Annotated in this window: 20 protein-coding genes; 14 read left to right on the top strand and 6 right to left on the bottom strand. The window is 62.0% G+C overall.

Annotated features, from left to right (window positions below; all coding sequences use genetic code 11):
• The first annotated feature begins 254 nt into the window (after nucleotides 1-254).
• From ACIPOO_RS24600 to ACIPOO_RS24660, 13 genes are all read left to right on the top strand, one after another.
• Entirely contained in the window at nucleotides 255-617 is a 363-nt protein-coding gene (locus tag ACIPOO_RS24600) for a response regulator (RefSeq protein ID WP_274133361.1), read from the top strand.
• Nucleotides 607-1,911 carry a glycosyltransferase gene (locus ACIPOO_RS24605; RefSeq protein ID WP_400610425.1) on the top strand — a complete coding sequence of 435 codons (1,305 nt, stop codon included), beginning with the start codon at nucleotides 607-609 and terminating at the stop codon, nucleotides 1,909-1,911. The genes ACIPOO_RS24600 and ACIPOO_RS24605 overlap by 11 nt, the downstream gene beginning before the upstream one ends.
• A gap of 189 nt (nucleotides 1,912-2,100) precedes the next feature.
• Nucleotides 2,101-2,421 (top strand): helix-turn-helix domain-containing protein, encoded by a 321-nt coding sequence (locus ACIPOO_RS24610; protein WP_400610427.1) that lies wholly within the window; start codon nucleotides 2,101-2,103, stop codon nucleotides 2,419-2,421.
• A gap of 73 nt (nucleotides 2,422-2,494) precedes the next feature.
• A complete protein-coding gene (locus ACIPOO_RS24615; protein WP_274133363.1) occupies nucleotides 2,495-3,400 on the top strand; it encodes an AraC family transcriptional regulator in 906 nt (301 codons plus the stop codon).
• Between the two features lie 377 nt (nucleotides 3,401-3,777).
• Nucleotides 3,778-5,091 (top strand): sugar ABC transporter substrate-binding protein, encoded by a 1,314-nt coding sequence (locus ACIPOO_RS24620; RefSeq protein ID WP_274133365.1) that lies wholly within the window; start codon nucleotides 3,778-3,780, stop codon nucleotides 5,089-5,091.
• A 78-nt stretch (nucleotides 5,092-5,169) separates the two neighbouring features.
• On the top strand, nucleotides 5,170-6,102 hold the full coding sequence (locus ACIPOO_RS24625; RefSeq protein ID WP_274133367.1) for a carbohydrate ABC transporter permease: 933 nt from the start codon (nucleotides 5,170-5,172) through the stop codon (nucleotides 6,100-6,102).
• 10 nt (nucleotides 6,103-6,112) lie between these two features.
• On the top strand, nucleotides 6,113-6,946 hold the full coding sequence (locus ACIPOO_RS24630) for a carbohydrate ABC transporter permease (protein ID WP_274133369.1): 834 nt from the start codon (nucleotides 6,113-6,115) through the stop codon (nucleotides 6,944-6,946).
• A gap of 147 nt (nucleotides 6,947-7,093) precedes the next feature.
• Nucleotides 7,094-8,197 (top strand): ABC transporter ATP-binding protein, encoded by a 1,104-nt coding sequence (locus ACIPOO_RS24635; protein WP_400610430.1) that lies wholly within the window; start codon nucleotides 7,094-7,096, stop codon nucleotides 8,195-8,197.
• Nucleotides 8,198-8,229: 32 nt separating this feature from the next.
• Nucleotides 8,230-9,729 (top strand): mannitol dehydrogenase family protein, encoded by a 1,500-nt coding sequence (locus ACIPOO_RS24640; protein ID WP_400610432.1) that lies wholly within the window; start codon nucleotides 8,230-8,232, stop codon nucleotides 9,727-9,729.
• Nucleotides 9,730-9,736: 7 nt separating this feature from the next.
• Nucleotides 9,737-11,218: a xylulokinase gene (gene xylB, locus ACIPOO_RS24645; RefSeq protein WP_400610434.1), complete on the top strand. Its 1,482-nt coding sequence runs from the start codon at nucleotides 9,737-9,739 to the stop codon at nucleotides 11,216-11,218.
• 22 nt (nucleotides 11,219-11,240) lie between these two features.
• Nucleotides 11,241-12,176 (top strand): carbohydrate kinase, encoded by a 936-nt coding sequence (locus ACIPOO_RS24650; RefSeq protein ID WP_400610436.1) that lies wholly within the window; start codon nucleotides 11,241-11,243, stop codon nucleotides 12,174-12,176.
• A 96-nt stretch (nucleotides 12,177-12,272) separates the two neighbouring features.
• Nucleotides 12,273-12,470, top strand: a complete 198-nt coding sequence (locus tag ACIPOO_RS24655) for a type II toxin-antitoxin system HicA family toxin (protein WP_400610438.1) — start codon at nucleotides 12,273-12,275, stop codon at nucleotides 12,468-12,470.
• A gap of 20 nt (nucleotides 12,471-12,490) precedes the next feature.
• A complete protein-coding gene (locus ACIPOO_RS24660; RefSeq protein ID WP_274133413.1) occupies nucleotides 12,491-12,895 on the top strand; it encodes a type II toxin-antitoxin system HicB family antitoxin in 405 nt (134 codons plus the stop codon).
• 96 nt (nucleotides 12,896-12,991) lie between these two features.
• Here ACIPOO_RS24660 and ACIPOO_RS24665 read toward each other — a convergent pair whose 3' ends face one another.
• The 6 genes from ACIPOO_RS24665 to ACIPOO_RS24690 all read right to left on the bottom strand — a co-directional run bounded on the left by ACIPOO_RS24665 (nucleotide 12,992) and on the right by ACIPOO_RS24690 (nucleotide 19,007).
• The gene (locus ACIPOO_RS24665; RefSeq protein ID WP_274133378.1) at nucleotides 12,992-13,609 is read right to left on the bottom strand and encodes a hypothetical protein; all 618 of its coding nucleotides are present in this window, start codon (nucleotides 13,607-13,609) and stop codon (nucleotides 12,992-12,994) included.
• Between the two features lie 176 nt (nucleotides 13,610-13,785).
• On the bottom strand, nucleotides 13,786-14,814 hold the full coding sequence (locus ACIPOO_RS24670; protein ID WP_400610441.1) for an alpha/beta fold hydrolase: 1,029 nt from the start codon (nucleotides 14,812-14,814) through the stop codon (nucleotides 13,786-13,788).
• A 153-nt stretch (nucleotides 14,815-14,967) separates the two neighbouring features.
• On the bottom strand, nucleotides 14,968-15,327 hold the full coding sequence (locus ACIPOO_RS24675) for a helix-turn-helix domain-containing protein (protein WP_274133380.1): 360 nt from the start codon (nucleotides 15,325-15,327) through the stop codon (nucleotides 14,968-14,970).
• 74 nt (nucleotides 15,328-15,401) lie between these two features.
• Entirely contained in the window at nucleotides 15,402-16,433 is a 1,032-nt protein-coding gene (locus ACIPOO_RS24680; protein ID WP_400610443.1) for a histone deacetylase family protein, read from the bottom strand.
• The gene (locus ACIPOO_RS24685; protein WP_400610445.1) at nucleotides 16,433-17,674 is read right to left on the bottom strand and encodes a Zn-dependent hydrolase; all 1,242 of its coding nucleotides are present in this window, start codon (nucleotides 17,672-17,674) and stop codon (nucleotides 16,433-16,435) included. Before ACIPOO_RS24685 ends, ACIPOO_RS24680 begins: the two co-directional genes overlap by 1 nt.
• Before the next feature lie 28 nt (nucleotides 17,675-17,702).
• Nucleotides 17,703-19,007, bottom strand: coding sequence for an MFS transporter (locus tag ACIPOO_RS24690; protein WP_400610447.1), 1,305 nt, complete (start codon nucleotides 19,005-19,007; stop codon nucleotides 17,703-17,705).
• Between the two features lie 163 nt (nucleotides 19,008-19,170).
• Here ACIPOO_RS24690 and ACIPOO_RS24695 point away from each other — a divergent pair, with 163 nt between their 5' ends.
• A complete protein-coding gene (locus tag ACIPOO_RS24695) occupies nucleotides 19,171-20,115 on the top strand; it encodes a LysR family transcriptional regulator (protein ID WP_274133384.1) in 945 nt (314 codons plus the stop codon).
• The last annotated feature ends 131 nt before the right edge of the window (nucleotides 20,116-20,246 follow it).

Below are 20,246 nucleotides of genomic sequence, written 5' to 3' on the forward strand. Positions count from 1 at the left end.
ATTCGTCTAAACGACGGAGTGTGCCGCAATCGTCGGCAAAAAACTCCAGTTTCTGACACACAAGGTAGAACATTCCCACCTTCGGTCAGGCGCAAAAGTATGACTACTATACGTTTGAATGATTTTATCTCGCCACTACACTCAATTGAATTGTGTCGTTGACGCTCAGAACTTGTCACAATCGCTGGCCTAATTGTTTAGCAGATCGGGCATCAATCGCCCGGTCCGGCGCCCTCATGCTCAAGGAAATTTTCATGTCCGACCCAGCCAGCACGATCCTGGTGGTTGAAGATGACAGCATCGTCCGCATGCTGATCGTCGACGTTCTCGAAGAGCTCGAATTCAATGTGCTCGAGGCCGCCGATGGCGGCGAAGCCCTGGCGTTTCTGCAAGACCAGACCAAGGCCATCGACCTGCTGATGACCGACCAGGGCCTGCCCGACATGCCGGGCACTGACCTGGCGCGCAAAGCGGCCGACCTGCGCCCTGCCCTGCCGATCCTGTTCGCCAGCGGCTACGCGGAAAACATCGACACTCCGCCAGGCACCCACCTGATCGGCAAACCCTTTTCCATCGACCAGTTGCGCGACAAAGTGAACAGCATCCTTGGCCAGTGACTCTCCCTCCCGGACCCGCCACACCCACGTCCTGATCATCGGCTACGTGTGGCCCGAACCTCGCTCGTCGGCGGCCAGCGGGCATGTCATGCAATTGATCGACTGTTTTCTCGCGCAAGGCTGGCAGATTACCTTCGCCAGCCCCGCCACCGAAGGCGAGCACAAGGCCGACCTTGCGGCACTGGGCATCACCGAAGTAGCGATCAAGCTCAATGACAGCAGCTTCGACACCTTCATCAGCGAGCTTCAACCCGATGTCGTGCTGTTCGATCAATACGTGATGCAGGAACAGTTCGGCTGGCGAGTGGAGACCCACTGCCCCAATGCCGTGCGGGTACTTGAAACCTCCGACCTGCAGAGCATGCGTCACACCCGCCACCAACTGGTCAAGGAGCTGTTGCAAGGCAAGCCGGATGCCGAGCTGAACGATTACTTCGCGATGTCACGGGACAACCTGTTCTCGCACATGGCCGGGACCGACATCGCCCAGCGGGAAATCGCCGCCATCTACCGCAGCGACCTGAGCCTGATGGTCTCGGACATGGAGATCGAGCTTCTGACGCGGCAATTCGGCATGTCCGAGTCTTTGCTGCTCTGGGCCCCGCTGCTGGTGCACGATGTACCGAGCCAGGGCAAGCCGTTCGATGAGCGCGCGCACTTCCTGACCATCGGCAACTTTCGCCACGCCCCGAACTGGGACGCCGTGCTCTGGCTGAAAAACGCAATCTGGCCACTGATCCGCCAGCAATTGCCGACGGCCCAGGTGCACGTCTACGGTGCCTACACCCCGCCCAAGGCCACCGCGCTGCATAACGCCGCCCAGGGTTTCCACATCATGAACTGGGCCGAAGATGCGTTCCAGGTGATGTCCGCAGCCAGGGTGTCACTGGCGCCGATACGTTTCGGTGCCGGCATCAAGGGCAAGATCATGGACGCCATGGCCTGCGGCACGCCAAGCGTCACCACGCCGATCGGCGCCGAAGCCATGTACGGCGAGCTGCCATTCCCCGGCGCCATCGCCACCGACGCCCAGGGCCTGGCCGACGCAGCCGTACGCCTGTATCAGGACCGGACCCTGTGGGAACAGGCGCAACGCGCAGGCTGGCGAGTCCTCGACGAGCGATTCCGCTTCCAGCGCCATTGCGCAACGCTGATCGAGCGCATCGAACAGATCCGCGACAACCTGCAGGCCCACCGCACCGCCAACTTCACCGGCGCCATGCTGCGCCACCATCAGCACAAGAGCACGCAGTACATGGCGCAGTGGATCGAGGCGAAGAATCGCACCCACTGAGCCCGTCAGCGGGCCTGAAACACTCGCGCTTGCATCACGTAACAGTTCCCCAATGGCACTCATGACCCCAGCCCCGGATAGTCACCGTCCTGGGCTGTCGTCGTGACCGCGACAGGTTGACTTGATACCCATATAGGTATAATTCAATCATAATCATGGCCGCGCAATCCCATTGGGAAGGACTGAAACATGACTGAAATCGAACACGGCAGCGGCAATGTCTACGCCGACCTGGGCCTGCCCGACGCAGGCGAAATGCTGGTCAAGGCCCAACTGGCGGCGAAGATCGGCAGTATCCTCAAGGCCAGGCACCTGACCCAGGCGCAGGCCGCCGAAATCCTCGGGATGCCGCAGCCCAAAGTGTCGGGGATGCTCCGGGGGCAGTTTCGCGGAATCAGTGAAACGAAAATGATCGACTGTCTGACCCGTCTGGGCCGTGATGTGCAGATCGTGGTGAAGGCGGCGCCACGCTCACGCAAGGAAGGTCGGGTCCAGGTGGTGTTCGTTTGAGAACCCGACTGTTCTCGATCCTGTAAATGGTGCACATTAAGGCCTTGGCAATTCCCGGACTCCCGGCACCCGCATGACCAAAACAACAAGAGTCACCGACCCTTCCTATGAGCTGATGGACGACCACAACGGTCTGTCGATCATCTACCGCGAGCATGGCTTTCCCTGCCCGCTGGTGCGCTGGCACTTCCACAAGGAGTACGAGCTGCACCTGATCGTGGCCAGTTCCGGCAAGGTGTTCGTCGGGGACTACATCGGCAACTTCTACCCGGAGACGCTGTTTCTGACCGGCCCCAACCTGCCGCATAACTGGATCAGCCAGGTCGAGGAGGATGAGGTGGTGCCCAAGCGCGACATGCTGGTCAACTTCACCGAGGAGTTGCTGGAAAGCGGCAACCAAGTGTTCGCCGAGCTCAAGACCCTGGCTCCGTTACTGGAGCGGGCGCAGTACGGCATCGAATTTCGCTGTAAGCGCACGATTCGCCAGGCCATGAAATTGATGCAAAAAATTGCAGACTCCAACGGCATGACCCGCCTGGGGCACTTCTTCATTCTGCTGGAACTGCTGGCGGCCAGTGATGATTTCCAGTTGCTGTCGGGCACCACCGCTTCGCAACTCTCGGACGACCATGCCGTGGAGCGAACCAACAAGGCGGTGGACTACATCTTCACCCACTACGCCCGCGAGCTGACCCTGGAAGAAGTGGCGGACTATCTGGGGATGAAGCCCACCTATTTCTCCCGCGTGTTCAAGCAGGCTACCGGCCGCACCTTCGTCGAATTCGTCAACCGGCTGCGTATCAGCAAGTCATGCGAATTGCTGGCCGACGGCGACAAACCGGTGACCGATGTCTGCTTCGAGTCCGGCTTCAACAACATTTCCAACTTCAACCGGCGCTTCCAGCAACTCAAGGGCATGACCCCCTCCCACTATCGGCGCCTGGCCGTGCAGCGCCTGACCGAGCAAAACCTGTACTGATTCGCTTCACTACAGGCCCTCCCCTGAATACGCTTATCCCGTAGCAGCACGGCTTGCCGGCGGGAGCGATTCTGATGACGCCCCCGCCGGCAAGCCGTGCTGCTACGGATGCGAGGGCCTGTGCCAGAGCGGTTCCCAAGGTGGCGGGCTGGCGCTGATCGTCTACGCTGGAACTGCGTCGCATTCTGCCGAATCGAAGTTCGGGCGCGTTGTCGCCTGAACTCCGAGTGCAAGAAAGTATCAGTTCAAGTGTGCCGCAGGATTTGTCATAGGTCCCGCGCAACGTTGTAATCAACGGACATTCTTCCTGGTCTTTGGAAGGAACAAAAACAATAACCAAGCTTCTGTCGCCTCCCGGCGAAGAAGAGGAGAGATACATGAAGACCTCTGCAAAAGTTCTCCTTGCTGGCACCTGTCTCACTCTCAGCACCCTTGCCGCGGCAGGCGACGTGACCATCGCCACCGTCAACAACAGCGACATGATCCGCATGCAGCGGCTGTCGAAAACCTTCGAAGAACAACACCCCGACATCAAGCTCAAGTGGGTCGTGCTCGAAGAGAACGTCCTGCGTCAGCGCCTGACCACCGACATCGCCACCAAGGGCGGCCAGTTCGACGTGCTGACCATCGGCATGTACGAAGCCTCTCTCTGGGGTGCCAAGGGCTGGCTGAAGGAAATGAACGACCTGCCTGCTTCTTACGCACTGGACGACGTTTTCCCTTCTGTACGCGACGGTCTGTCGGTTGACGGCAAGCTCTTCGCCCTGCCGTTTTACGCCGAAAGCTCGATCACCTACTACCGCAAGGACCTGTTCAAGGCGGCCGGCCTGACCATGCCGGAGCGTCCGACCTGGACACAGATTTCCGAATTCGCCGACAAACTCACTGACAAATCGAAAGAACAGTACGGCATCTGCCTGCGCGGCAAGGCCGGCTGGGGCGAGAACATGGCGCTGATCACCACCGTCGCCAACTCCTTCGGCGCGCGCTGGTTTGACGAACAGTGGAAGCCGCAGTTCGACCAGCCTGAGTGGAAAAATGCGCTGACCTTCTACACCAACGTGATGAAGAAAGACGGCCCTCCCGGCGCGTCCAGCAACGGTTTCAACGAGAACCTGGCGCTGTTCAACAGCGGCAAGTGCGCCATCTGGGTCGACGCCAGCGTCGCCGGATCCTTCGTCACCGACAAGTCCCAGAGCAAGGTGGCCGACGACGTAGGCTTCACCTACGCGCCGCATGAAGTCACCGACAAAGGCTCGGCGTGGCTGTACTCCTGGGCCCTGGCGATTCCGACCAGCGCCAAGAACGACAAGGACGCGCGCGCCTTCACCGAGTGGGCGACCTCCAAAGAGTACGCAGCCCTGGTTGCCGAGAAAGACGGCGTGTCCAACGTACCGCCAGGCACTCGCGCTTCGACCTACACCGACGCCTACAAGAAAGCCGCGCCGTTCGCCGACATCACCTTGGAATCGCTCAAGGCCGTGACGCCGAAAGCACCGACGTTGAAGCCCGTGCCGTACGTGGGCATCCAACTGGTGACCATCCCCGAGTTCCAGTCGATCGGCACCTCGGTGGGCCAGCAGTTCTCTGCGGCACTGGTCGGCACCTCTTCGGTCGATCAGGCACTGACCAACGCGCAAAGCGTTTCCGAGCGTGAGATGAAGCGCGCGGGCTACCCGAAAAAGGGTTGATCCCCGCCGTTTCCAGGCAGCAGTCGGCGTCCTGCCGCTGCTGCCCCGCTCAGGCTTTTGCTCAGGTTCGGAGTCACCATGAACACCTCAACCATTCCCCCTCGTGCGGCTTCGGTCGACGAAAAAGACCATAAAAAAGGCAGCGTGACCAAACCCGGCTGGTTTCTGGTCAGCCCTTCGGTGCTGTTGCTGCTGGTCTGGATGATCGTCCCGCTGGGCATGACCATCTACTTCTCGCTGATTCGCTACAACCTGCTCAATCCCGGCGAGAACGAATTCGTCGGACTTGAGAACTTCGAATTCTTCGTCACCGATTCGGGGTTTTTCCCAGGCGCCATGAACACCCTGCTGCTGGTCGGCAGCGTGCTGGCCATCAGCGTGATCCTCGGTGTGCTGATTTCCGCCCTGCTGGAGGCCAGTGAATTTCTTGGCCGCGGCATCGTGCGCGTGTTGCTGATTTCGCCGTTCTTCATCATGCCCACCGTCAGTGCGCTGATCTGGAAGAACCTGATTTTCCACCCGGTGTCCGGCATCCTCGCCTCGGTCTGGAAGCTGTTCGGCGCCCAGCCTATCGACTGGTTGGCCAACTACCCGATGCTGTCGATCATCATTATCGTGTCCTGGCAGTGGCTGCCGTTCGCGATCCTGATCCTGATGACCGCCATGCAGTCCCTGGACCAGGAGCAGAAGGAAGCTGCGCGGCTGGATGGCGCAGGCCCTATCGCGATCTTCTGGCACCTGACCCTGCCGCACCTGGCGCGGCCAATCGCCGTGGTGGTGATGATCGAGACGATCTTCCTGCTCTCGGTATTCGCGGAAATCTTCACCACCACCAACGGTGGCCCGGGCTTCGCATCGACCAACCTGGCGTACTTGATCTACAACCAGGCGCTGTTGCAGTTCGACGTGGGCATGGCCTCGGCCGGCGGCTTGATTGCCGTGGTCATCGCCAATATTGCCGCCATCATCCTGATCCGGATGATCGGCAAAAACCTCACCGACAAGTCCTGAGGGCCCGATCATGATGACGCTCAAACAATCCCGACGCCTGCAAAGCGTGTTGCTCGGTGGCCTGTCGTGGCTGATCGCGGCGCTGATTTTCTTCCCGATCTTCTGGATGGTGCTGACCAGCTTCAAGACCGAGATCGACGCGTTCGCCACGCCGCCGCAGTTCATTTTCACCCCGACGCTGGAAAACTACCTGCACATCCAGGAACGCAGCGATTACTTCCACTTCGCCTGGAACTCGATCCTGATTTCCTTCAGCGCGACGATCCTCTGCCTGCTGATCGCAGTCCCGGCAGCCTACTCCATGGCCTTCTTCGAGACCAAACGCACCAAGAGCACGCTGCTGTGGATGCTCTCGACCAAGATGCTGCCGCCGGTGGGCGTGCTGATGCCGATCTACCTGCTGGCCAAGACCTTTGGCCTGCTGGACTCGCGCATCGCGCTGATCGTGATCTACACGCTGATCAACCTGCCGATCGTGGTCTGGATGATTTACACCTACTTCAAGGACATCCCCGGAGAAATCCTCGAAGCCTCGCGGCTGGACGGCGCCACCACGCGCCAGGAAATCTTCAGGGTGCTGATTCCGATCTGCAAGGGCGGACTGGCGTCCACCGCGCTGCTGTCATTGATCCTGTGCTGGAACGAGGCGTTCTGGTCGCTGAACCTGACCTCCTCCAACGCAGCGCCTCTGACTGCGCTGATCGCTTCGTATTCGAGTCCCGAGGGGCTGTTCTGGGCCAAGTTGTCGGCGGTGTCGACCCTGGCCTGTGCGCCGATCCTGATCTTTGGCTGGATCAGCCAGAAACAACTGGTGCGCGGCCTGTCGTTTGGTGCCGTGAAGTAAATCGAGCATAGCGATCCCAATGCTGTAGGAGCGCGCTTGCCCGCGATTGCGTTTTGCCAATCACCTCATGCGTTGCTGAACCAACGCAATCGCGGGCAAGCGCGCTCCCACAACTGATGTATTTGAAGAATAAGACTGGAGCCCCACATGGCTAACCTGACAATCAGAAATCTGCAAAAAGGCTTCGACGGCCACCAGATCATCAAAGGCATCGACCTGGACGTCAAAGACCGTGAATTCGTGGTGTTCGTCGGCCCGTCCGGCTGCGGCAAATCAACCCTGCTGCGCCTGATCGCAGGCCTCGAAGACGTCACCAGCGGCAGCATCGAACTCGACGGCCGCGAGATCACCCAGGTCACCCCGGCCAAACGCGACCTGGCCATGGTGTTCCAGACCTACGCCCTGTACCCGCACATGACCGTGGGCAAGAACCTGTCCTTCGCCCTGGACCTGGCCGGTACGCCAAAAGCCGAGGTCGAGAAGAAAGTCGCCGAAGCCGCCCGCATTCTGGAACTGGGCCCGCTGCTGGAACGCAAACCCAAGCAGTTGTCGGGCGGTCAGCGCCAGCGCGTGGCCATCGGCCGCGCCATCGTGCGCAACCCGAAGATCTTCCTGTTCGACGAACCGCTGTCCAACCTCGACGCCGCCCTTCGCGTACAGACCCGCCTTGAGCTGTCGCGCCTGCACAAGGAACTGGAAGCGACCATGATCTACGTCACCCACGATCAGGTCGAAGCCATGACCCTGGCCGACAAGGTGGTGGTGCTCAATGGCGGTCGCGTCGAGCAGGTCGGCTCGCCCCTTGAGCTGTATCACCACCCGGCCAACCTGTTCGTGGCAGGCTTCCTGGGCACGCCAAAAATGGGCTTTCTCAAGGGCAAGGTCAGCGGCGTGGCGTCCACGGGTTGCGAAGTCACCCTCGATGCGGGCACCAAAATCAACCTGCCTTTCACCAACGCCCAGCAGAGCGTCGGCGATGCCGTGACTCTGGGCATCCGTCCGGAGCATCTGGAACTGGCCAAGCCCGGCGACTGCCAGCTGCAGGTGGTGGCGGACGTCAGCGAGCGCCTGGGCAGCGATACCTACTGCCACGTGCGCACCCAGTCCGGCGAAGCCCTGACCATGCGGATTCGCGGCGACCTGGCCAGCCAGTACGGCGAAACCCTGAACCTGCACCTGGACAGCGCCCATTGCCACCTGTTCGACGCACAGGGCCAGGTCATTCGTAAAGCCTTGCAGGCCGCTGCCTGAGCAGGCGGCCTCACAGAATCGGGAATGCAGTCATGAAACTGAACAAACAGAACCTGTCGAATCTGGGCGACGGCATCAAATTGCCCGCCTACACCCTCGAAGAGCGCCGCCAAGGCATCGCCCACATCGGTGTCGGCGGTTTTCACCGTGCGCATCAGGCGTTCTACACCGACGCGCTCATGAACAAAGGCGAAGGCCTGGACTGGGCCATCTGCGGCGTCAGCCTGCGTGAAGAAGACCGTGCCAATTTCGAAGCCTTGAAGGGCCAGGACTTCCTCTACACCCTGTTCGAACTGGGTGACACCCCGGACACCGAAACCCGCATCATCGGTGCCATGAGCCAGATGCTGATGTCCACCGACAACGACCTGCTGCTGATCGACAAACTGGCCAGCCCCGAGATCAAGATCGTCTCGCTGACCATCACCGAAGGCGGCTACTGCATCGACGACAGCACCGGCGAATTCATGAGCCACCTGCCGCAGATCCAGCACGACCTGGCGCACCCCGCCACGCCGAAAACCGTGTTCGGCTACCTGTGCGCCGCGCTGGCCAAACGCCGCGCCCAAGGCACGCCGGCGTTCACCCTGATGTCCTGCGATAACCTGCCGCACAACGGCGCCGTCACCCGCAAGGCGCTGCTGGCCTTCGCCAAGTTGCGCGACGGCGAGCTGCACGACTGGATCGCCGCCAACGTCAGCTTCCCCAATGCCATGGTCGACCGCATCACGCCCATGACCAGCACCGCCCACCGCCTGCAATTGCACGACGCCAAGGGCATCGACGACGCCTGGCCGGTGGTCTGCGAGCCTTTCGTGCAATGGGTGCTGGAAGACAAGTTCGTCAACGGCCGCCCGGCCTGGGAAAAGGTCGGTGTACAGTTCACTGACGACGTCACCCCCTACGAAGAAATGAAGATCAAGCTGCTCAACGGCAGCCACCTGGCCCTGACCTACCTGGGCGCGCTCAAGGGCTATCGCTTCGTTCACGAGACCATGAACGATCCGCTGTTCGTCGACTACATCCGCACCTACATGGACCTGGATGTCACCCCACAACTGGCGCCGGTGCCGGGCATCGACCTGACTGAGTACAAGCAGACGCTGATCGACCGCTTTTCCAACCAGGCCATTGCCGACCAACTGGAGCGCGTGTGCTCGGACGGCTCGTCGAAATTTCCGAAATTCACCGTGCCGACCATCAATCGCCTGATCGTCGACAGCGGCAACATGGACCGCGCCTCCCTGGTGGTGGCGGCCTGGGCGCTGTACCTGCAAGGCAATCGCACGGGCGACTTCAAGGGCGAGAATGGCGTCGAGTACAAGGTGGTCGACCCACGCGCCGACTTCTGCAAGGCGCTGGTGGCCGATGACGTGCTCATCACCCAGCGCTTGCTGGAAGTGGAAGAAATCTTCGGCGCGGCGATTCCGAAATCAGCCGAATTCGTGGCATCGTTCGAACACAACCTGAACAGCCTCAAGCAATTGGGCGTCAGCAAAACCCTGGAAAACCTGTTGGCGAAAGCCGTCTGAGGTGGACATGTTTCTCGGCATCGATTGCGGCACCCAAGGCACCAAGGCGATTGTCCTGGATGCCGTCAGTGGCAAGGTTCTGGGCGAAGGCTCAGGCGCACATCATATGATCAGCGGCGCCAACGGGCGTCGCGAGCAGGATGTGCAGGAATGGCTCACGGCATTCGAGCAGGCGACCGCGGCAGCACTGGCGCAGGCCGGTGTGTCCGGTGCCGAGATTCAGGGCATCGGCGTGTCCGGACAGCAACATGGCCTGGTGATGATCGACGAGCTGGGCCACGTGCTGCGCCCGGCCAAGCTGTGGTGTGACACCGAGTCGGCGCCCGAGAACGATCGCCTGCTGCAGTACCTGGGCGGCGAAGCGGGCTCGCTGGAGCGCCTGGGCATCGCCATCGCGCCGGGCTACACCGTGTCGAAACTGCTGTGGACCAAGGAGCAGTTCCCTGAACTGTTCGCCCGCATCGACAAGATCCTGCTGCCCCACGACTTCCTCAACTACTGGCTGACCGGGCGCTGCTGCAGTGAATTCGGCGACTCGTCCGGCACCGGTTACTTCAATGTGCGCAGCCGTGAATGGGACCTCGACATCCTCAACCACATCGACCCGACGGGCCGGCTGGTCAAGGCGTTGCCCGAACTGCTCGAAGCCCATGAGCCGGTGGGCAGGATCCTCCCTGCCATTGCCGAACGCCTGGGCCTGAACCCTGACGCCATCGTTTCCAGCGGTGGCGGCGACAACATGATGGGCGCCATCGGCACCGGCAACATCGCACCCGGCTCGATCACCATGAGCCTGGGCTCGTCCGGCACCGTGTACGCCTACGCTGGTGAGGCGAACGTCAGCGCGCAGCCTTCGGTGGCGACCTTCTGTTCATCGTCCGGCGGCTGGCTGCCGCTGATCTGCACGATGAACCTGACCAACGCCACCAGCGCGATTCGCGAGCTGTTCGCGCTGGACATCGGCGCGTTCAACGCCGCCATCGCCTCCTCGCCCATCGGCGCCCACGGGGTATTGATGCTGCCGTTTCTCAACGGCGAACGCGTGCCCGCCCTGCCCCAGGCCACCGGCAGCATTCTGGGGCTGGACAGCACCAACCTGAATCAGGCCAACTTGTGCCGCGCCGTGGTCGAGGGCACCACCTTCGGCCTGCGTTACGGCCTGGATCTGCTGCGCGACAGCGGCATCAAGAGCGCCAACATCCGGCTGATCGGCGGTGGCGCGAAAAGCGCGATCTGGCGGCAGATCGTTGCCGACATCATGGACACCCCGGTGATCTGCACCACCGGCACCGAAGCGGCCGCCCTGGGCGCGGCGATTCAGGCGGCCTGGTGTCACTCCCATGCCAGTGGCCAGAAAGAATCGCTGCAGGCCCTGAGCGAGCGCTGCGTCAGCCTCGACCCGCAGAGCGAAACCCGCCCGGTGGCCGAGCACGTGGCGGCCTATCAACAGGTTTATCAGCACTACCGCAATCAATTGCAGGGTATTTGACAGAAACCCTTACGGAGCACCTATGTATCTGGTCTGTGGCGAAGCACTGTTCGACTTTTTCAGTCAGCCGGACGGCGCACAACTCAATAAAATCGGTTATCAGGCCATTGCCGGCGGCTCGCCGTTCAACGTCGCTGTCGGCCTGCGCAGGCTTGGGGTGGATGCCGGTTTCTTCGCCGGGATTTCCACCGACTACCTGGGCAAGCGCCTGGCGACGGTGCTGGAAGAAGAAGGCGTGCGCGATGACTTTCTGATTCAGTTCGATGCACCGACCACCCTGTCGATGGTCGCGGTGGGCGCCGATGGCTCGCCACAGTACAGCTTCCGTGGCGAAGGCTGTGCCGACCGCCTGCTGACGGTGGATCGTCTGCCGACCCTGGATGCCAGGGTGCGCGGCCTGCACGTCGGTTCGTTCTCGCTGGTGGTGCAACCGGTCGCCGACGCCCTGCTGGCCCTGGTGCAACGGGAAAGCGGCAAGCGCCTGATCACCTTCGACCCCAACGTACGCCTGAATCCGGCGCCGAGCATCGATTTGTGGCGCAGCCAGGTGGCGAAGTTTGCCGAGCACGCACACATCATCAAGGTCAGCGATGAAGATCTGCACCTGCTCTACCCTGACAGCGACGCCGAAACCGTCGCCAAAGGCTGGCTGCAACACAATTGCCAGCTGGTGATCATGACCCGAGGCCGCCAAGGCGCGACGGTCTTCACCCGTGAGCACGGCCACTGGTCAGTGCCGGCCCGCGAGGTGAAAACCGCTGACACCGTGGGTGCCGGCGACACCTTCCAGGCAGCGCTGATCACCTTCCTCACCGAACGCGAACTCGACAACCCGGCCAGCTTGCCCGGCCTCGATCGCCAGACACTGACCCAGATGCTCGAATTCGCCGTCGCCGCCGCCGCAGTGACCTGCACCCGCGTGGGGCCGGATCTGCCGTATCGGGATCAGGTGGTCTGACAGGCAAATTTATACCTCTGGATACATCTTCGCGCTTGATCTACCATCACCCCCTGCCCACCATCAGCGCCCTTGTACATCAAAGGGATGTTGGTGGTGAACAGCAGAGAACTGATAGCAGAACTTGAAGCGGCGGGATGGACGCTGCAACGGATTCGAGGAAGTCATCACATCTTCACTCATCCGCGCAGTGCTTACTCGATCCCGGTACCGCATCCCAAAAAGGACCTACCCTTGGGAACCGTAAAAAGCATCAGGAGGCGCGCATGGCTAATCCCACCCGAGCAGGCCTGATTCTTTCGCAGGAGCACACTATGCAATATCCCATCGCCATCGAATGGGGCGACGAGACCACCGCAATTGGCATCCAGATTCCGGACATTCCGGGTGCGGTGACAGCAGGCGACAGCTTTGAGGACGCCTACAACTGTGCCATCGAGATCGCCCACATCATGCTCGAAGAACTCGTGACCAGCGGGCAATCGGTGCCCATGCCAACCTCTGCCAGGAACCATCATGACCACCCCGACTACGCAGGTATGGGTTGGGGAATGCTGGAGGTCGACATCACGCCGTATCTGGGCAAGACCGAAAAGGTCAACGTCACCCTGCCCGGTTTCGTCATCCAGCGTATCGATCGCTATGTGCGGGATCACAATATCAAGAGTCGGTCATCGTTCCTGGCCGATGCAGCACTTGAAAAACTGACGCGCCTTTAATCGCCCACGCGCAAGGTTCAGCCTGAAGATTCAGCCCAAAAAAAGGGGCAGCCGGTCAACACCGCTGCCCCTTCTTCATTGACACCGCACATCACCTCAGGCCATTTCCGCCTTGGCCATGGCGATTTTCGTCTTCACCTCTTGCTCGGCGATTTGCTGCTCGGATTTCTGTTTCTGCAGATCCGCGACTTTCTTGTCCACCGCCGCCTGCTGCTCCGGCGTCATGTTGTCGTACTCTTCCTTGGACACACCGGTCAGTTGCTGGCGCACTTTCTCGGCATCGCTCTGGTTCATGTAGGCCAGGAACTGATCCTTCGCCGACTGGCCGACGGTCGATCCTGCGTCACTGTCGCTGACCTTGGCGATGTCTTTCTCCACCGTCTCGGTCACGCTGTCAGACGCCGCTACCTGCTTGTCACTGCTGGCAGAGAACGCCGCGGCAGCCGCTGCCTTGTCGTCATCTGTCACCTGTGCGGTGGTATTGGCCATGGCCGCCTTGAGGTTCACCATCATTTTGGCGAAGGACTCGTCATAGCCCTGTTTGTCTTCGGTACTGCTCTGGGTGGAGCTGTCGGTACTGCCCGCGATAGCGGCGACCGGCGCCGAGGCACCTGCCATTGCGCTGGTGTACGCATCCTTGTCCGTTGTGTCGAAATGCGTGTGGGTCACGGCTTTGGACACAAAGTGCTGGATGGCATTGTTGCCAATGATCATCTTTCACCTCCTTCATTCAGGTTCGATGCATCGTCGAGAACAGCAAAAGCAATGCCATAACCTGAAACATTTCCTGTAGGCCGCGTCCTACAAGGCTTTGACGCCCCTGCCCGTTCCCGCAGCCCAAGGCAGCAGCGGCCCGCCCTTGCCGCCAACGGCAGCCGCTGGCCGCCTGTTCACTTGAGAAAGGTCTTGAGCGCCTCATCGACCTTGCCCATCTCGCACACCGGCGCCATGTGCCCGCAGTCGTTGTCGAGCACCAGCAGTTGCGCACGCTTCTGTCGGCCCAGCGCCTTGGACGGCGCGGGATCCACCAGCCGATCCTGCTCGGAGGTGACGATCAGCATCCTCGCCTTGATCTTGCTCGCCAGGGTGGCCATGTCGCCATCACGCACCAGATCGAAGGTGGTCATGGCCTGCAGTTGCCGATACCAGTCCACCGCATTGAAGCTCTGGCTGGTCTGAGTGCCGTGCAGCCGATCCTCGGTGGCACGCTTGCCGGCCACGGTCCTGGCGGCCTGATGCTCGGGGGTCCACAGGGATTCGGTGTGCAGGGCGGCAAGGTTCTTGAACGGCGTGCCGGGCGCGTAGTTGCCGCCGTTCCAGCCAGGGTTGCGCTCGATGGCGTTCATTTCGGCCTTCCACACTTGCAGGTCGCGGGCGGTGGGTTGCGGCGTGCCGACGATGGTCACGATTTTGCTCGCGTAATCGGGGTACATCACCGCCCATTGCAGGGCCTGCATGCCGCCCATGGAAATGCCGACGATGGCGTGTGCATGATCGATGCCCAGGGTCAGCGCCAGCAGGCGATGCTGGGCCTTGACCATGTCGCGGATGCCGAACTCGGGAAACTTGAGCCGTGGATGGGTCTTGCTGTTGGAGGGTGAACAGGACACCCCGTTGCCCACCGCGTCCAGCGCCACCACGTACCAGCGGTCGGTGTCGATCAGCTTGCCGGGGCCGATCAGGTCGATCTGGTCGGCGGTGCGCCCGGTCAGCCAGGTGGGCACCAGCACCACATTGGATTGATCGGCGGCCAGGGTGCCGTAGGTTCGATACCCCAGCGAGCATTGCTTGATCTTGCCGCCCACCATGTTCAGCGAGCCGATGCTCGCCAGTTGCTGCTCGGCGGCCAGGGCCACGCACGCACTGCTCATGGCCAGCAACGCACACAGCGTCTGGCCCGCATATCGATACAGGTTCATGGTCTTCCCCCAGAAGATCAGACTTCAGTTCTGCGGCCGAGGAAAACCATGTACGTCACGGAACATGCCGTCGTGCTGCAGGCTGAGCGTAGACGCTGGGTCGAGTGGCGTTGAGCCAGGGGATGAAATGCCTGTCGTGACCAACGCAGCCGCCTACTGCGGCGGGTCCTGTTCCTGCAGGCGCAGGCCCCAGTCGCGAAGGGACGCCACCACCGGGCCGACTTCACGGCCCTTGGCCGTCAGCAGGTATTCCAGGCGCGGCGGGTGCTGTTCGTAGAGGCGCCGCTCGATCAGACCGTTGGCCTCCAGCGACTTGAGCCGGGTCGACAGTGTGCTCGGCGCACAGCCCTTGAGGGAATCCTGTAGATCCTGGAAGCGGCGACTGGGATTGCGCAGCAGGTCGCGCAGGATGAGGATCACCCAGCGCTCACCGATCACCTCGAGCGCGGTGATGACCGGGCAGAAGGCGTAGGTGGGGAAAGCTTCTGGTCGTTCGGGCTTGGATTCGGACATGTGCGCGAGTCTAGCAAGGGGTGGCAGGGCTGGAAAGCGGACTCAACCGCCTCTGCCCCGCCCCCTTCAGCCGGTCAATCCGCCAGACGCCACGCCTGCGGGCTGTCGAAGAACGCCGTGGCGTTGCTCTCCAGGGTTTCCAGATGGTAGCCGCCTTCCTGCACGATCACGCAGGGCAACCCCAGGCTGCGGATCCGCTCACCCAGCCTGGCAAAGCCTTCGCGGGTCACGGCCACCTTGCTCTGTGGGTCCAGCTCATAGATGTCGAAGCCCAGGGACAGCACCAGCGCGTCCGCCTGAAAATCCCTCACGGCGGCCAGTGACTGCTCCAGCTTGTCCATGAACAGCGCTTCGCTGGCGCCATGGGGCATCGGCAGGTTGAGGTTGAACCCCTCGCCCTCGCCTTCGCCGCGTTCATCGTCGAAACCGGCGACACCCGGATAGAAGTTGGTTGGATCGCCGTGAATCGATACGTACAGCACATCGTTGCGGGTGTAGAAGATTTCCTGGATACCCTGGCCGTGGTGCATGTCGGTGTCGAGCACGGCCACGCGCTGGAAGCGCTCGCGCAGCACCTGAGCCGCCACGGCAGCGTTGTTCACGTAACAGAAGCCACCGGCGGCTTCTGCGCGGGCGTGGTGCCCCGGCGGGCGGCACAGCGCATAGGCAGCCGGCTCGCCATCGACAATAGCCTTGGCCGCAGCCACTGCGCTTTGCGCCGACCAGTACGCCGAGCGCCAGGTCAGCTCGCCCACCGGGCAGCTGCCGTCAGCCAGGTAGCGCCCGGCCTGGGCCAGTATTCCGCGCAAGGCGTTGGGCTCACGCACGAAGATGTTGGACATGACCTCATCGCCCCAGTCTTCAGGCACTTCCTTCCAGCGCAGCCAGGCCTCTTCGAGAAACGCCAGATACGGCGCGCCATGCACGGCCAGCAATGGGTCGAGACCGAAATCCGTCGGTTGCTCGATGGCAAAACCCAGTGCCTTGGCGGCTTTCAGCAGATTCTGCGCACGCTCGGGGACTTCCTGCGGCGTGCGCATCTGGCCCCGGGAGTAGTAGCTGCGAGGATGGTGCAAGAGTTGTTCAGGATGGAAAAAGCTGCGCATCACAGGTCTCCTTGATCGACTTGCCCGGCGCGGGTCAGCACGGCGTTGAGCAATACATCGCTGCCCTGGCGAACGTCATCGGGCAACGCGTCTTCGGCTTCGTTGTGGCTCAGGCCACCTACGCAGGGGATGAATATCATCGCGGTCGGACAGAAACGTGCGAGGTGAATCGCATCGTGCCCGGCACCACTGACGATGCGCTGCTGGTCGTATCCGAGCCCATCGACCGCCTGCTGCACCGCCGCCACGCACTCGCCATCGAACGGCGTGGCAGGGCTGATCCAGTGCGGGTCGATGCTCACGCTCAGGCCACGCTGCGTGCCGATCTCCTGCAACCGCTGACGCACCTGCTGCTCCATTGCGTCGATGGCCTCGTCGCGGTGGTGACGCAGGTCCACGGTGAAATTCACCAGGCCCGGGATGGTGTTGCGCGAGGACTTGGCGATGCTCAGTTCGCCCACCGTGGTCAGGCCCTCAGGGGCGAAATCCCCGGCCAGTTCTTCCAGCGCCTGAATCATCCGGGCGGCGCCGTACAGGGCGTCCTTGCGCAGCTTCATCGGTGTGGTGCCGGCATGAGCGGCCATGCCCTCGACGCGCACGTCCAGCCAGCGAATGGCCTGCCCGCCGGTGACCACGCCGATGCTCTTGCCGTTGTCCTCAAGGATCGGGCCCTGCTCGATGTGCGCCTCGAAGTACGCATCCACCGCACCGCCCAACGGGCGCTCGCCGTCATAGCCGGTGCTGGCCAACGCCTGAGCGACGCTGACGCCTTCGGCATCCGTGGATGCCAGGCCTTTTTCCAGCGACAGGCTGCCGGTGAACACTGCCGAGCCGAGCATCGCCGGGGTGAAGCGCGCGCCCTCCTCGTTGGTCCAGACCGCAACTTCCAGCGGCTTGCGGGTCTGGATGTTCAGGTCGTTGAGGCGACGAATCACCTCAAGCCCGGCCAGCACGCCGTACACGCCGTCGAAGCGGCCACCTTCGGGTTGGGTGTCCAGATGGCTGCCCATCATCACCGGCGCAGCCTCGGGGTCGGTGCCTGCGCGGCGGGCAAACAGGTTGCCGATGCGATCGACGCTCAGGGTCAGCCCGGCTTCGCGGCACCAGTGGGCGAACAGTTCGCGTCCGGCCTTGTCTTCTTCGCTCAGGGCCAGCCGGCAGCTGCCACCGCGAGCCGTGGCACCGATTTCGGCCATGGCCATGAGGCTTTGCCAGAGGCGCTCGCCATTGATTTTCAACATCGTCAGACTCCTTGAATCGTAGAGCGGATCACGCCATTTCCAGGCGATGGGCCGTGGCGTGGCGGCGCGAGAGGGCCAGCACGCAGACCAGCGACAGTGCGGCGATCAGGCTGTAGAACACTGCCATCGGCCACCACTGACCGGTGTATTGGTGGGCCAGCCAGGTGCCGATCAGCGGCGTCAGGCCACCGGCGATGGCGCCGCACACCTGATAGGCAAGGGAGATCGCGGTGTAGCGCACGCGGGTTTCGAACATGCCGCTGACGTACCCGGCGATCACCGCATAGAACGACGCCATGCACACCACCGCCAGGGCGATGCCGGCGATGATCAGCGGCGCCTGGGCGGTGCTGACCAGCACGAACATCGGGTATGGCGAGGCCATGGCCAGCACGGTCATGATGCACAGGAAACGCGTGGCGCCGATCTTCTCGGCCACCCAGGCGGCCACCGGCTGGATACAGAACTGGATGATCGCCACGAAGAACAGGCACTCCAGGATCAGCGAACGCGGCAGGCCCAGTTGTTGGGTGCTGTAGGCGATCATGAAAGTGTTGGTGAAATACACCCCGGCGATGCCCAGGGTATTGGCGCCGATGCACAGCAGCAGTGGGCGCCATGAGGTTTTCAGCACCTCGAGCACAGGGGCCTGCTCCTTGCGCACGGCCTTGGCGCGCTGGTCCTTCTCGGCGAGAAACTCGGGGGATTCGCTCACGCCCAGACGGATCGCCAGCCCCACGACCAGCAGCAAGGCGCTGGCCAGGAACGGCAGGCGCCAGCCCCAGCTCATCAGGTCGGCCTCGGGCAGCCGGGTCACGGCGCTGAACGCCAGCAGCGACAGAATCAGGCCCGCCGGGCTGCCCAGTTGGGCGAAGGATGCAAAGAAATTGCGGCGGCCCTTGGGCGCGTGTTCACCGGCCATCAAGACCGCACCGCCCCATTCGCCGCCGACCGCAATGCCCTGCACCACTCGCAGCAGAATCAACAGCACTGGCGCGGCGGTGCCGATCTGCGCGTAGGTCGGCAGCAGGCCGATGCAGACGGTGACCACGCCCATCATCACCAGGGTGATGACCAGCGATTTCTTGCGGCCGATCCGGTCGCCGATATGGCCGAACACCACGCCACCCAGCGGCCGGGCGAAGAAGCCCACGGCGAAGGTGCCGAATGCCGCCATGGTGCTGAAGAGTTTGTCGTCGGAGGGAAAGAACAGCTGGCCGAACACCAGCGCGGCGGCGGTGGCGTAGATGTAAAAGTCGTACCATTCGATCATGGTGCCGATGAAGGCGGCAGCCGCCGCGCGGCGTGGCTGGGGCGAAGCGATGGGCTTCATGGATCAGGCTCCTTTGGGTTTGTTTTTCTGGCAGGAGAAAGCAGTCGCATGTGCGCTCTGATGGCGCTTTGTGTGAGGTGATTTTTCGGCTCGGGGCTATGATTAGTCAATTTTCTATTTATTATTCGAATTATAAATTCTGCTTATTATCGAGCCCTGCCCTGTGTCCGACCTTCGCCGCGACGTGCACCCTTTGCTCAACGACCGCCTGGACTGGAACCTGCTGCGCACCTTTCGGGTGATCGGTCAGGAGCGCAGCATCAGCCGCGCCGCCGCCCGCCTGCACCTGACGCAGCCAGCGATCAGCCAGGCCCTCAAGCGACTGGAAGAGCAGTTGGGCTGCCAACTGATTGCCCGGCGCGGGCCGCGTTTCGACCTCACCGAGGCCGGGGAACAGATTTTCGCCATTGCCGGCGAGATGTATGGGCAGGTTTCGCAACTGAGCAGCGCTCTGCAACAGCCGGGAGACGAGGTAATCGGCAAGGTACGGTTGCTGATGATCAGCCGGATCGTCTCCGAACGCTTCGACCGTTTTCTTGCCGACTTCCATCGCGAACACCCCAGGGTCGACCTGGAAATCGATGTGATGCGCAGCTCCGACATCGTCGCTGCCTTGTTGGAGAAGACCGCGTCCCTGGGGCTGAGCCTCAACCGTCGGCCACAGCCAAGGCTGGAGCAACGGCTGTTCCTGCGTCAGCGCTACGGGTTCTATTGCGGCAGGCACCACGCCTTGTTTGGCCGGGACAGGCTCAACGAGAGCGACCTGCAATCGGAGAATTTCGTGAGTTTCACCAGCGATCAGATCGGCGGAATGCTCTCGCCGCTGACCATTTTCCGCGACCAGCAGGGCTTCAGCGGCCGCATCGTCGCCTCATCGCCCAGCCTTGAAGAAGTGCGCCGGTTGGTAATCGCAGGTTATGGCCTGGGCTGCCTGCCCGAGCACGTGGTGGCCGAGGATGAAAGAAACGGCCTGCTGTGGCGCCTGCCGCCCCATGAGGGAATCGCCGACGTGGACATTCACCTGCTGTGGAACCGCGAACAGAAAATGAGCCGCGCCGAAAGCGTGTTCATCGAAAGCCTCGGCCAGCGTTTGCAGGAAGCCCCGTAGCAGTCCGGCTCCCGGCGTCAGCGGTCTCAAGTCCGCCCCCGCCGGCAAGCCGTGCTGCTACGGGACCGGTGGTGACCGCGTTTGTGAGGGCTGCACCCATAGCCTGTGGGAGCGGGCTTGCCCGCGAAGAC

This window comes from Pseudomonas sp. NPDC090201 (assembly GCF_044746825.1).
GTDB classification, from domain to species: domain Bacteria; phylum Pseudomonadota; class Gammaproteobacteria; order Pseudomonadales; family Pseudomonadaceae; genus Aquipseudomonas; species Aquipseudomonas putida_AD.

What these genes read in the sequence shown, in the direction of transcription:
- ACIPOO_RS24665 (WP_274133378.1), bottom strand. Translation starts at nt 13,609, where the DNA reads ATGATCATTGGCAACAATGCCATCCAGCACTTTGTGTCCAAAGCCGTG.
- ACIPOO_RS24610 (WP_400610427.1), top strand. Translation starts at nt 2,101, where the DNA reads ATGACTGAAATCGAACACGGCAGCGGCAATGTCTACGCCGACCTGGGC.
- xylB (WP_400610434.1), top strand. Translation starts at nt 9,737, where the DNA reads ATGTTTCTCGGCATCGATTGCGGCACCCAAGGCACCAAGGCGATTGTC.
- ACIPOO_RS24635 (WP_400610430.1), top strand. Translation starts at nt 7,094, where the DNA reads ATGGCTAACCTGACAATCAGAAATCTGCAAAAAGGCTTCGACGGCCAC.
- ACIPOO_RS24690 (WP_400610447.1), bottom strand. Translation starts at nt 19,007, where the DNA reads ATGAAGCCCATCGCTTCGCCCCAGCCACGCCGCGCGGCGGCTGCCGCC.
- ACIPOO_RS24660 (WP_274133413.1), top strand. Translation starts at nt 12,491, where the DNA reads ATGCAATATCCCATCGCCATCGAATGGGGCGACGAGACCACCGCAATT.
- ACIPOO_RS24625 (WP_274133367.1), top strand. Translation starts at nt 5,170, where the DNA reads ATGAACACCTCAACCATTCCCCCTCGTGCGGCTTCGGTCGACGAAAAA.
- ACIPOO_RS24620 (WP_274133365.1), top strand. Translation starts at nt 3,778, where the DNA reads ATGAAGACCTCTGCAAAAGTTCTCCTTGCTGGCACCTGTCTCACTCTC.
- ACIPOO_RS24615 (WP_274133363.1), top strand. Translation starts at nt 2,495, where the DNA reads ATGACCAAAACAACAAGAGTCACCGACCCTTCCTATGAGCTGATGGAC.
- ACIPOO_RS24630 (WP_274133369.1), top strand. Translation starts at nt 6,113, where the DNA reads ATGATGACGCTCAAACAATCCCGACGCCTGCAAAGCGTGTTGCTCGGT.
- ACIPOO_RS24640 (WP_400610432.1), top strand. Translation starts at nt 8,230, where the DNA reads ATGAAACTGAACAAACAGAACCTGTCGAATCTGGGCGACGGCATCAAA.
- ACIPOO_RS24650 (WP_400610436.1), top strand. Translation starts at nt 11,241, where the DNA reads ATGTATCTGGTCTGTGGCGAAGCACTGTTCGACTTTTTCAGTCAGCCG.
- ACIPOO_RS24675 (WP_274133380.1), bottom strand. Translation starts at nt 15,327, where the DNA reads ATGTCCGAATCCAAGCCCGAACGACCAGAAGCTTTCCCCACCTACGCC.
- ACIPOO_RS24685 (WP_400610445.1), bottom strand. Translation starts at nt 17,674, where the DNA reads ATGTTGAAAATCAATGGCGAGCGCCTCTGGCAAAGCCTCATGGCCATG.
- ACIPOO_RS24670 (WP_400610441.1), bottom strand. Translation starts at nt 14,814, where the DNA reads ATGAACCTGTATCGATATGCGGGCCAGACGCTGTGTGCGTTGCTGGCC.
- ACIPOO_RS24600 (WP_274133361.1), top strand. Translation starts at nt 255, where the DNA reads ATGTCCGACCCAGCCAGCACGATCCTGGTGGTTGAAGATGACAGCATC.
- ACIPOO_RS24680 (WP_400610443.1), bottom strand. Translation starts at nt 16,433, where the DNA reads ATGCGCAGCTTTTTCCATCCTGAACAACTCTTGCACCATCCTCGCAGC.